Origin of the sequence: Leeuwenhoekiella palythoae, assembly GCF_020310025.1 — a bacterium.
Taxonomy (GTDB): domain Bacteria; phylum Bacteroidota; class Bacteroidia; order Flavobacteriales; family Flavobacteriaceae; genus Leeuwenhoekiella; species Leeuwenhoekiella palythoae.
Window position 1 is genome coordinate 589,929 of sequence record NZ_CP084318.1, and the last position, 12,705, is coordinate 602,633.

Here is a 12,705-nt window from a genome sequence, read left to right on the forward strand (position 1 = left end):
TTAAATCGAATTGAGTAATTCGGGATTCTCTTGGTAGGTTTTCCATAGGAGTTCGCCAAATAAAGTATTTGCCCAGGCAAACCAAGAGCGGGTAAAATCGGTAGGATCATCTTTATGAAAAGTCTCGTGCATAAATCCTGTTCCGCCGTGTGTATTTTTAAGCATCTTAATACACTCTTTAATCTCTGCATCTGAAGTGCTGGTAAGACCGCGCATCGTAATCGCCATCGGCCAGATCATATTCATCCCTACGTGCGGTCCGCCAATACCTTCGGCAGCCGATCCTTTAAAGAAAAATGGGTTGTCTAACGACCAAACAAAATCACGGGTGTTCTGATAAATAGGATCATTTACATCTACCGCATCCAGGTAAGGCAAGGAAAGTAAACTCGGCACATTGGCATCGTCCATCATCAAATGGTTTCCAAAACCATCGGTCTCAAAGGCATAGATCTTACCGTATTTTTCATGTTCGGTCACACCATATTTAGCGATCGCCTGTTTAACTTCTGTAGCCAACGCTTTCAGCTCGTTAGCAAGTTCCGTTTCATCCTGAAGCGTTTCAACCATTTCTGCAGCCTGATTCAAACTCACCACAGCAAAAAAGTTAGATGGAATCAAAAACGAATAGACCGTCGAGTCATCACTAGGCCTGAAAGCACTACAAATCAACCCCACCGGTTTTACAGGATAACCTTTCCCGCGGAGGAAGCGCGTATCTGTCCCGTTAGACGTATTTCGACTGAAAGAATACGGGTTGGTACCGTCTTTCTCCTGCTGTTCTTTGAAGGTTTTTAAAATGTTCTTGATCGCTGCAAGCCATTGTTTATCAAACGGATTCGTATCACCGGTTGTTTTCCAATAATTGTATGCGAGACGAATGGGATAGCATAAAGAATCGATCTCATATTTGCGCTCGTGCACTCCCGGAAGCATATCGGTATTATCAGAGGTCCACTCCCCTTTTTTCTGCGGATCGTCATAAAATGCATTAGCATACGGATCTTTTAAAATCTGACGTGTTTGCCTATTGATCACACCGGCGATAAGGTTTTTAAGATCTTTATCCTCGTCTGCAAATTGCATATAAGGCCACACTTGCGCAGAACTATCCCGCAACCACATGGCATCAATATCTCCCGTGATCACATAGGTATCTGGCGCTCCTTTATATTTTGAATAAGTAACCGTAGTATCTAATGTGTTAGGAAAACAGTTGTTAAATAACCAAGACAGCTCTTGATCGTCAACATTTTTTGAGAATTCTTTAATCGCCTTTTCAATGGCCTTACTCTCAAAATTACGTTGCCCTGCCGGCACACGCACTGTTGGAAATTTTTTAAATAAACTTTCGGCAAAAAGGCCAGTAGGATTTATCACGGTTAAGCCTCCGGCTAAGGCCGTATTTTGAATAAATGTTCTTCTTTGCATAATGAGGATATAAAACACTACACTTTAGCCATTTAACACCTTAAAAACTAATAAGCGTAGCATATACGAAAACGATATTTTTGTAATTTAAGTGAAAATAAGTAAAACGTTTTAGTTATTCAAGTTTTTTATCATTAAATATTGCGTAAGTAACTTCTCTAATTCCATTGAATTTTTTAGAAATATTTTAAACGACTTGACTGCGTTAATAAAAAAAAGCCGCCAGATGTTATGTCTGGCGGCTGGGGCTAAATAAATCTTTTCAAATAAATAAAGATTCTTTTTATTCTTGAGCTTAGAATGGTAATAAAAATAATCTCCATTCTGTCATTTGAAACAAACTGCCTCCACCATTACTTGAAATATCTAATCGGTAGAATTTATAGGCGGTATTGTTATCAAAATAGAATTCTCTGGTTTGAGTACGATCTGAAAATCTGTAATCTTCTCTGCTGTCAAGGGTGATCCAGGTTTCTCCATCTTGTGAACCTTGTATCTCCCAATCTTGTGGATCACGATCTGGAGCATCATTACCTGAAGTAAATGAATAATAACCCGCTACAATAGGTTCTTCAAACTCTAGATTTATCCAAAACGGAGTGACAAAACCAGATAGATATTTTGTTGTCAAATCTCCATCAATAAGCTTAGTTGATCCTTCACGACCTTCTGCTCCACCGCTGTATTCCCGGTTTACTGAGATCGTACTTTGATCTGTAATATCTACAGGAGGCCCCGCGATCACTTTTAACGGCGCAGTATCTGTAAGTGAACTGTCATCTGCTGCCGTAACACGCAAAACAGTTTCTCCAGATCCGGTTGCGGTTAGGGTTACAGATTTATCCTCGTTTACTTGTAAGTCAGCTACGCTAGGATCTTCTACCTCCCAGATATAATCACGTTGCGGAACAACATTAGGCTCAAAGGTAGCTGTTACATCCAGCGTATTTCCTGACTCTAGTAAAATGATGTCATAATTATCAAGATTGACTCCGTTTTCAACGATGGCGTCAAATTCGCGCCTTCCCTCACAAGATGCAAAGGCAATAAGGAGAAGCACGACCGCCGGTTTTATAGAATTTAAAATTGTTTTCATAATATACTTTTTAGTATCCTGGGTTTTGAACAAGGTTAGGATTTGCTTGTAATTGTCTGTATGGAATAGGATAGATCGTCAAGTTAAGATCTCCTGAAGGCTCGTGATCCCACCAAGATCCTGTGGTGAATTCACCAAAACGAATAAGATCAGTACGACGTTTTCCTTCAAAAATGAACTCTCTACCACGCTCAATTAACAATTCACTCATCGTTAAAGAAGTCGTTGTGTAGGCTTCATCTGCCCAATCATCTGAAGTAAAGTAACGTACTTTACTAGCATTGATAAGATCTACCGCTTCTTGAGTTGCGTTACCATTATTCAAACGCATCAAAGCTTCGGCTTTATTAAAGTACAATTCAGTTAAACGGTAAACCACGTAATCCCCTTCTAAATAGTTAGGGTCTTCTTGTCTACCAGAACGGTATTTATGAAAACGCGCACCGCTATTCTCTTCTCCATCAGTCATAGAACCTTCACCGGTTTGCCCTTCAGTATTTCTACGAATGTTATTCACGTAGATAAATGGCTCACCATTATACTCTTCAGATCCTAAAATAGGTTCCTCAGTACCAAATTTATATTGAGGTCCAAATAAAAACCATTCTTGCTTACGAATGTCATTTTCCTGATATGCATTGAATGCTGTAGGAATCACAACAAAAGCATTATTACCGCTGTAGTTTACGTCTAAAGCTGCAGTCATATTAGAGAAGCCCATATAAAACGAAGCCCAGCTGTATCCAAAGTCATTTTGACGACTGAATGGAAACTGAAAGATGTTTTCTGGAGAATCTTCATTCGTATTATTGAAAGGTCCTAACGGGTCTTGATCTAACGCAATGTTTCCGGTTAACGAACCTCCTTCTCCACTGATCACTTTATCAGCATATGTAATGCTTTCTTCCCAGCGCGGAGTACCTGACCACACTTCAGCATTAAGGTAAAGCTCAGATAGAATTGAATATCCTACAGCTTTACTCATACGCCCAATAAGCTGTGGTGAAAGTGGCTGAAGTTTTTCAACATTATCTAAAAGTTCTTGCTCAATAAAAGCAAACACTTCTTCTCTAGAAGCAGTAGGTGGATTGTTAGGCTCGCCTACAGTGGTTACAATAGGTACATTACCCCACATATCCATAATTTTCATATAGTGATATGCACGTAAAACCTTAGCTTCAGCAACAATTGAAGCCAAACGCTCCGGAGTTACCCCAATTGATGCTGCATCTACAGCCTCAATACTCTCGATAGCCGTATTTACAAAACCTAGACCGGTCCACATGAGTCTCCAAGCATTATTTAAACGTCCCTCCTGATCAGTCCAAGTGTGATAATGTTGACGTATGTGGTCTGCATTATCATAACCGTGGCGCCCCTTTTGAGGCCAAGCGGTTTGATCTGCCGAAAGTTCGTTATGGTAGTAATACCCATTTTGACCAGACCAAGCCAACCACGCCTGCATATGCGTGAACGGTCTTAAGTTAGCTTGTACGAGTTCTAATTCAGTTTTATAAAAATTTGATTCTGAAAGTTCTGAATATGTAGTTTCTTCAAGGTCTGTACACCCAATAGTAAGTAACACTCCCATTGCGCACGCAGCCTTCTGAAATAAGTTTATCTTCTTCATCTTCTTAATATTAAAAGTTAACATTGACACCTGCAGTAACCGTTACCGTTCTTGGGTAAAAGTTTCTGTCATCTATACCAGGATACAACCCGGTATCTTGTACTTCAGGATCACGGCCGGTATATCCGGTAAAAGTTGCAAGGTTTCTAGCACTACCAAATAATCGTAATGCACTAAACGGACTGTTCTCTCCCAAGTTGAAGTTATAGCCTAGAGTCAGGTTATCTAATTTTACAAAGTCCCCATTCTCAAGATAGTAATCTGAATATTGTGGTGCTTCAGTGATGTTGCTGTACTGTCCTAATGCTGAAGTAAGCACGTTACCCGGCAGTAAACTTGGATTGCCATAGAATAGATCTACGGTGTTCAAAATATCATATTTGAATTTACCGCGTAGCAATATGGTAAGGTCAAAATTCTTATAACGGAAGGTATTGGTCAAAGAAGCATAATATTTAGGCAAACCATTACCAATAATCGCCTTGTCTTCCTCGGTCATATCACTGGCTCTTCCGATAGTCCCATCTGCTTTATGGAATAACCATTTACCATCAACAGTAAAACCGGCAAAGCGTTTTCCGTAAAAGTTTCCGATAGGGCCACCTTCAGTATTTCTAATTGCATCCCCTAGGTTTCCTGGGTTACCAATATTTCCTCCGTAAAGTTCACTCACAGAGAAGATTTGATTAGAAAGTGTCGTAAGCTCGTTGTTTTGATAACTTCCTACAAAATCCACATTCCATTTAAAATCTCCTTCTTCAAACACACGGTAACTCAGCGCGAGTTCTAAACCATTATTGGTGATATTCCCTACGTTTGTATAAATACTTCCCTGTACAAAAGGCGGCTGAGGAACATCATAACTCAGCAATAAGTCCTCGGTACGACGTGTATAGTAATCAATAGAACCACTAAGCTTGTTAAACCAGAATCCAAAATCAACACCAATATTGAATTCCTTCTTGGTTTCCCACTTAAGATCTGGGTTAGGGTTCTTGACAGGACCATAGGTTTGATAGTAAGTAGCACCATCAGCACCATCTAAAAATACAGGGTATTTACCTCCTGTTCCTAAAGTCACAATAGATTGGTAGTTAGGAATCCCTTGGTTACCCGTAATACCATATCCTGCACGTAATTTAAGATTGTTTACCCAAGCGGAACCTTCCATAAAATTCTCATCAGAGATCAACCAACCTCCGGATATCGCAGGAAAACTAGCCCACTTGTTATTGGCTCCAAAACGTGAAGAACCTTCGTGACGCACAGAGGCTTGTAAAAAGTAACGATCAAGATAGTTATAACTCAAACGACTGAAATAAGCGATAAGCGTATTATCTTCTTTAAAACTTGATAAGTTAGGACGTGGCAAATCTGTATCAGTGATCGCGTTACCCGCACCAAAGTTCCAATCTTCAAAACCATCTGTGGTAAAACCACTGTTATCCATAGAATATTCTTCGGTGGTTGAGTACTGATAACTATAACCTCCTAGTAATTCAAAGCCGTGATCTCCAAAATCTTTAGTGAAGTTGATTGTTGGCTCTACAGTTTGAGTATAATCTATATGATTCCCTTTATAGGCATACCCGGTTCCGAAGTAAGGACTACCGGTGTTATACTGCTGATAATCTTGCGTTGAACGGTAAAAGCGATCATTCCAAGAGTTTCTTTGATAAGAACCAAAAACAGAAGCTACTAACCCGGGAATTATTTCATAACCAAGTTTTACGTCCCCTGAAAAAGTAATTTGCTTACGCTGATTAAAACGATTTGCATATTCAGAAAATGGGTTATACCCGTTCTCCGGCTGGTAAAAACCATAACGCCCTTGGTTGAACAACACCCCTTCTTCTGAAGTATTAAATGGCGCATAAATAGGTGCCGTAGGATTCCAGTCTGTTACAATACCAAATTGGTTACCTCCTAAAAGGTTTGCGTCATTTACATTAACAACAACACTAGAGGCAAAAGTAAGTTTGTCATCAAGTCCTTTTTGATTGAAGCTTGCACGCACCCCGAATTCCTCTCTTCCATTTTCCAAAGCAATACCTTCAGAATCTTTGTAGTATAATGAAGCTCTGTAATTACCATTTTCGTTACCGCCAGAAGCAACGAAGTTATGATACTGTGTAAGATTAGAACGGTTTACCAGTTCTTCAAAAATATCAGTAGAAGCTCCTAGATCATTATTAGCGCTAATGATTCCGTCTGCAATAGCAGCTCTAAATTGATCTGCCGATAGAAAATTTGGCTTACTGTTTACATAATCGCGTGAAACAAAGCTTGAGTAATTAAAAGTACTCTTACCCTTCTTTCCTTTTTTGGTAGTAATTAAAATTACCCCGTTGGTCCCTCGTGTACCATAAATTGCTGCTGCTGCACCATCTTTAAGTACATCAAAAGACTCGATATCATTTTGCTGAAGCAAATCAAGATTACCTCCCGGAATTCCGTCAATTACAATAAGTGGAGAAGTAGAACCGGTAATTGAGGTAACCCCTCTAAGCTGTATTGCTGTACCACCATTAGGATTGTTTCCTCCTGCTCTGGTGATCTGCAGTCCGGCAACTTTACCTTGAATCAATTCGACCGGTGAGGATACCTGGCCTTGATTGAAATCATCAGTATCTACTTTAGTTACAGCGGTAGAAACGGCTTTACGCTCTTGAGAGCCGTAACCAATTAAAACCACCTCTTCAAGTGATTCTTCATTCGATTCCATCGTTATCGTAAACGAATTTTGAGAGCCTACTGCTTGCTCTACGTTGGTCATCCCCACATAAGAAAACACAAGTACAGCGTTATTAGAGGCAACATCTATACTAAAATTTCCGTCAAAATCTGTCGCCACACCATTGGTGGTTCCTTTTTCCTGTACCGTAACTCCCGGCAAAGGCATTCCTCCGGGATCAGTGACCGTTCCCGTAACGGTTTTTCCTCCCTGTGCATAAAGGGTATGTAACGATGTCATACCTAATGCAAGGAAAAAAACCAGAATAAATCTTTTAAAGTTTTTGTCCATAATTGTTCGGTGTTTCTGGAATTTCAAATTCCCATTAATGCATGTTTAAGTTTTAATTGTTTTTCGCAAACGTTAAAGTAAAACGTTTTAGCAATTATAATAAAACGTTTTAGTATAATTGTGTGAAATTCACTTAAATTTTAATAAATTAACATAATTAACAATTTGCAAGGTTATTTCTAGGTCTATTATCATTATCAGTAATTTATACGCCATATTTTTAGAAATAATTTAAAGCACATTAAACCTATCCTATGCAAATACAAGAATCTTCAAAAATGTATGATGTCATCATCGTAGGCTCTGGAGCCGGCGGTGGGATGGCAACAAAAGTTTTGGCAGATGCCGGACTCAAAGTAGCGGTTGTAGAAGCAGGTCCTCATTTTGATCCTGCAGACCCTAAACAACGTACGCAACTCAAATGGCCTTATGAATCTCCAAGACGTGGTGCCTCAAATAGACGACCTTTTGGAGATTTTGACAGCGCCTATGGAGGTTGGGAAATAGAAGGTGAACCTTACACTCAAAAAGACGGAACTCAATTTGACTGGTTTAGATCTAGAATGCTAGGCGGTCGCACCAATCACTGGGGACGTATTTCTTTGCGTTTTGGGGAACGCGACTTTAAGCATAAAAGCTATGACGGTCACGGCGACGACTGGCCCATAGGATACGAGGATGTAAAACCTTATTATGATAAAGTAGATAAGCTAATTGGGGTTTTTGGTACCAAAGAAAATATAGAAAATGAGCCTGATGGTTTTTTCCTACCTCCACCAAAACCCAGATTGCACGAACTTTTTTACATTAAGGGAGCTCGAAAATCTAATATTCCTGTGATTCCTTCGCGAATGTCTATGCTTACCAAAAAGATCAACGATGATCGCGGTATTTGCTTCTATTGTGGTCAATGTTCTCGTGCGTGTGCGGTATATGCCGATTTCTCTGCAGGGACTTGTTTGATCTTTCCGGCGCAAAAAAGCGGCGGTCAGGTAGACCTTTTTGTCAATGCAATGGTGCGCGAAGTGACTACAAATGATGAAGGAAAAGCTACCGGAGTTTCGTACATCAGTAAAGATGATCGTAAAGAATATAAGCTGAAAGGCCGTATTGTGGTGCTTGCAGCTTCGGCTTGTAGTTCAGCACGTATTTTATTGAATTCAAAAAGTGAGCAACATCCTAACGGATTAGGAAATAGCAGCGATATGGTAGGCCGTTATTTACACGATTCTACCGGTGCGAGTAGATCTGCGTTCATTCCAGACTTGATGAATCGCGACACCTATAATGAAGATGGTGTAGGCGGAATGCACGTCTATACACCGTGGTGGGGCGACAATAAAAAGCTGAATTTCCCGCGCGGTTATCATATTGAAGTTTGGGGTGGTTTAGGAATGCCGAGCTACGGTTTTGGCTTTAACCCCAATGACCTTAACCGTTTCTTCAATCAAAAAGTGGGCGGCTACGGAAACAGTTTACGCGCAGATATAAAAAAATATTACGGTTCTACCATTGGTATGGCGGGTCGTGGCGAATCTATCGCAATGAAAGATAATTATTGCGAGATCGACCCAACCACGGTTGATGAGTTTGGGATCCCGGTTTTGCGTTTCAATTATAAATGGTCTGAATATGAAGTGAATCAGGCCAAACATATGAACGATACTTTTGAAGAAATTGTGCATAATATGGGCGGTACGATGCTTCAAGATGCTCCTTCAAAAGAATCGAATTACGGTCTCGAAAATCCGGGCCGAATCATTCACGAGGTGGGAACCACCCGTATGGGAAGCGACCCTAAAACTTCTGTAGTTAATGAATTTCAGCAGTTGCACGACGTAGATAATGTATTTATTGTAGATGCGGGACCGTTTGTTTCTCAAGCCGATAAAAACCCGACTTGGACCATTTTAGCGCTTTCGTGGAGAGCTTCAGATTATATAATTGAACAATTAAAACAGCAAAACATCTAAATCATGGATAGAAGAGATAGTTTAAAATCGATGTTTTTAGGTTCGTTAGGAACCGGACTTTTACTCACAGGTTGTGATCCCAATCTGGGCGAAAAAGAAGTTGAAATCGCGAAAGCTGCTGAAGATTATTTTGGCCGTACCCCTGAAGAACTCGAACTGATTGAAAAGCTAAAATCAGAGCAGTTTTTTAGAGAACATGAGATGGACACATTGAACGTGTTATGTGCGCTGATCTTACCTGCAAACGAAGAATATGGAAGCGCTACCGATGCCGGCGTGCCCGAGTTTCTTGAATTTATTGTCAAAGATATGCCCTATTTACAAACGCCCATACGCGGTGGTTTGATGTGGCTAGACCATACTTCTAATTTAGAATACAACACTGAATTTAAAAGTATTTCGGAAGAAAATCAGAAAGCTATTTTAGATACGATTGCTTTTCCTGATCCAGAAAAACCCAGCTGGGAACAACCGGTGCAGGTGCAGTTTTTTAGCCTGATGCGCAACCTGACGATGACGGGGTATTATACTTCAGAAATGGGAATCAAAGATCTGGACTACAAAGGAAACCAACCCAATATCTGGGATGGCGTTCCGGAAGAAGTTTTGCAGAAACACGGCGTAAGCTACGATCCCGAATGGATCGCAAAATGCGTAGATCAAAGTCAGCGTGGCGTTACCGCCGAGTGGGATGACGACGGGAATTTACTTACCTAAAACGTACTATAAATCCATAAAAAACCTCCTGAAAAAGGAGGTTTTTTTGTTCTAAGCTTTTAGTATTAAAACTCAAGTTCGTTGCGTACAAGTGCTGCTCCGGCACTTAAGGCACTTAACTTTTTGCGGGCAACTTCGCGTGATAGCGGCGCCATTCCACAGTTGGTTGACGGATATAGATTTTCAATAGCTACAAACTCAAGTGCTTTACGCAGCGTTTGGGCTACTTCTTCTGGCGTTTCTATGGTATTCGTAGCTACATCTATAGCCCCGACCATTACTTTCTTACCGCGAATAAGCTCCATGAGCTCAAGTGGCACCTGTGAATTATGGCATTCTAAGGATACAATATCAATATTTGAGGTTTGAATTTTCGGGAATATTTCTTCGTATTGCCGCCATTCTGAACCTAACGTTTTTTTCCAATCATTGTTCGCTTTTATTCCGTAGCCATAACAAATATGTATTGCGGTCTCACAATGTAATCCTTCAACGGCTCGTTCTAATGCGGCCATCCCCCAATCATTCACATCATCAAAAAACACATTAAACGCGGGCTCATCAAACTGAATAATATCTACTCCTGCTTCTTGTAGCGCTTTGGCTTCCTCATTAAGTGCTTTGGCAAATTCCCAAGCTAATTTTTCACGGCTTTTATAGTGGTCATCGTACAAGGTGTCTACCATTGTCATAGGCCCCGGAAGTGCCCATTTTATAGGTTGGTTGGTCTGTTTGCGTAGAAACTGAGCATCTGCAACAAAAACTGCTTTTTGCCGCGCCACCTCATCCACAACAACCGGAACACTGGCTTCGTACCGGTCACGGATTTTTACCGTCTTTCGATTTTTAAAATCTACTCCACTCAAATGTTCTATAAAAGTGGTTACAAAATGTTGGCGTGTTTGCTCGCCATCACTAATAATATCAATTCCTGATAAATGCTGTTCTTGTAACGAAATACGCAGGGCATCTTGTTTGCCTTCTAATAATTGATCACCTTCTAATTTCCAGGGCGACCAAAGTTTTTCGGGTGGCGCAAGCCAGGCAGGTTTAGGTAAACTTCCAACGGTTGATGTTGGTAATATATTTTTCATAATGAAGTAGTTAGTTGAATTGATTAGTGTGCGTAATTTGCAGACCACTGCTCCAGCACATTCTTATACGGTTTTATAAAATGTTCTTCGGTAAATTTTCCTTGTTCAATGGCCAGCTGACTGCGTTCTTCCCGGTCATATTCAATCTTGGTGAGCGAATGATCTGGGTTTTTTAAACTGGGTTTAAAGCAGGATCCCGCCACCGAATTGGCATTGTAAATTTCAGGTCTATAAATTTTTTGAAAGGTTTCCATCGTACTGATGGTACTTATTAATTCAAGATTGGTATACTCTGTAAGTAGGTCCCCAAAAAAGTAAAAGGTGAGCGGCGCTACGCTGTGTCGCGGCATAAAATACCGTACTTGCAAGCCCATTTTTTTGAAATAGGATTCGGTTAAAGAAGCTTCATTCACTTGATATTCATACCCAAGAATAGGATGGTGATTGCCTGTACGCTGGTAGGTTTTATTGTGCGAAACACTCAAACAAATCACTGGTGGTTTAGCAAAATGCTTCTTATACGTTTCTGAGGAAACAAAACGCTTAAAGATCGTGCCGTGCAAGCTTCCAAAATCATCAGGAATACTAAAATCAGTTTTCCCTTTATTGTGTTCTAAAAGCAAAACACTAAAATCATAATCCCGTACGTAGGAAGAAAAGTTATTGCCCACAATCCCTTCGATGCGCTTACCTGTTTTATGATCCAGTATGTGCGTTTTTAAAACTTCGATCGCAGGAAATGTTGCTCTGTTATCGTGCATATCAAGATCAACAGAAACAATTTCCAACTCAACCTGATAACGGTCTTGATCAGGATTGTCCCAGTTTGCCAACGAATTAAAACGATTGTTGATCATTGTAAGGGTGTTTCGCAGATTTTCCTGACGCCTCGCTCCTCTTGCCAAATTTGCAAAATTAGTTGTAGTACGTGTACTGCTAGAGGGCACATAGTCTTCGTCGAAATAAATACGCTTTACTGTAAATTCAAAATCGTCTTTAATGGTATCCTGAGTGTTAGTCATGGCTTTTTTTGATTTGTTGTTTTAGTATTAAAACTACTTTGAGGCAAGCCCCTGGATATATTCTTTAATTATATATCTAAAAACTACCTGAGGCTCATTTTGCAGTTTTTATCTCTTACAAATCTCAAAATAAAAGATTAATTAATTAATTTTGATTCGATATTTAGATACAATAACTACACAAACCTCTATAAAAGACAAATCGTCTTTTAGCGGCGTAAAATGGACACACAAATAGAAAATTTATCTATGTCAGAATTAGACCAGATCGATTTGAAGCTATTAGAATTGCTTCAGCAAAGCGGAAAATTAACCACTAAGGAAATTGCACAACATGTAAACTTATCTCCCACTCCTGTTTACGAACGTATAAGACGTTTAGAACGGGAAGGAATTATCAAGAAATACGTCGCGCTTGTAGAAGCCGAAAAAGTAGGTAAAGGACTGATCGTTTTTTGTGACATCACGATCAAAGAACATACTAAAGAAATTGGCCATCAATTTGTGCAAGATATCATGGCGTCTAAGTACGTTTGTGAGTGTTATAATATTTCAGGGAATTACGACTTCAGATTGAAAGTCATGGTGCGGGATATGAAACACTATCAGGATTTTGTACTGAATGACCTAGGTTCTATAAAAAATATTGGGAGTGCACATAGTACCTTTGTAATGGGTGTTATAAAACACGACTACGCCGTGCCCCTATAATGCGCA

Annotated in this window: 9 protein-coding genes; 3 read left to right on the plus strand and 6 right to left on the minus strand. The window is 40.0% G+C overall.

The features are described from left to right. The 4 genes from LDL79_RS02430 to LDL79_RS02445 form a co-directional block, all read right to left on the minus strand. Complete coding sequence (locus tag LDL79_RS02430; RefSeq protein WP_225599031.1) at positions 1-1,431, minus strand: glycoside hydrolase family 125 protein; 1,431 nt, start codon at positions 1,429-1,431, stop codon at positions 1-3. A 295-nt stretch (positions 1,432-1,726) separates the two neighbouring features. Next, positions 1,727-2,527, minus strand: coding sequence for a discoidin domain-containing protein (locus LDL79_RS02435; protein WP_225599032.1), 801 nt, complete (start codon positions 2,525-2,527; stop codon positions 1,727-1,729). 10 nt (positions 2,528-2,537) lie between these two features. Further along, complete coding sequence (locus tag LDL79_RS02440) at positions 2,538-4,157, minus strand: RagB/SusD family nutrient uptake outer membrane protein (protein WP_225599033.1); 1,620 nt, start codon at positions 4,155-4,157, stop codon at positions 2,538-2,540. 10 nt (positions 4,158-4,167) lie between these two features. Next, the gene (locus tag LDL79_RS02445; RefSeq protein WP_225599034.1) at positions 4,168-7,182 is read right to left on the minus strand and encodes a SusC/RagA family TonB-linked outer membrane protein; all 3,015 of its coding nucleotides are present in this window, start codon (positions 7,180-7,182) and stop codon (positions 4,168-4,170) included. Positions 7,183-7,436: 254 nt separating this feature from the next. Here LDL79_RS02445 and LDL79_RS02450 point away from each other — a divergent pair, with 254 nt between their 5' ends. Beyond that, positions 7,437-9,155 carry a GMC family oxidoreductase gene (locus LDL79_RS02450; RefSeq protein ID WP_225599035.1) on the plus strand — a complete coding sequence of 573 codons (1,719 nt, stop codon included), beginning with the start codon at positions 7,437-7,439 and terminating at the stop codon, positions 9,153-9,155. Positions 9,156-9,158: 3 nt separating this feature from the next. Next, on the plus strand, positions 9,159-9,872 hold the full coding sequence (locus LDL79_RS02455) for a gluconate 2-dehydrogenase subunit 3 family protein (RefSeq protein ID WP_225599036.1): 714 nt from the start codon (positions 9,159-9,161) through the stop codon (positions 9,870-9,872). 65 nt (positions 9,873-9,937) lie between these two features. On the opposite strand, the gene LDL79_RS02460 is transcribed toward LDL79_RS02455, so the two are convergent. After that, positions 9,938-10,966, minus strand: coding sequence for a methionine synthase (locus tag LDL79_RS02460; RefSeq protein ID WP_225599037.1), 1,029 nt, complete (start codon positions 10,964-10,966; stop codon positions 9,938-9,940). Positions 10,967-10,989: 23 nt separating this feature from the next. Further along, positions 10,990-11,988, minus strand: coding sequence for a DUF1852 domain-containing protein (locus LDL79_RS02465; protein ID WP_225599038.1), 999 nt, complete (start codon positions 11,986-11,988; stop codon positions 10,990-10,992). 249 nt (positions 11,989-12,237) lie between these two features. On the opposite strand from LDL79_RS02465, the gene LDL79_RS02470 reads away from it, so the two are divergent. Next, complete coding sequence (locus LDL79_RS02470; protein ID WP_225599039.1) at positions 12,238-12,699, plus strand: Lrp/AsnC family transcriptional regulator; 462 nt, start codon at positions 12,238-12,240, stop codon at positions 12,697-12,699. The last annotated feature ends 6 nt before the right edge of the window (positions 12,700-12,705 follow it).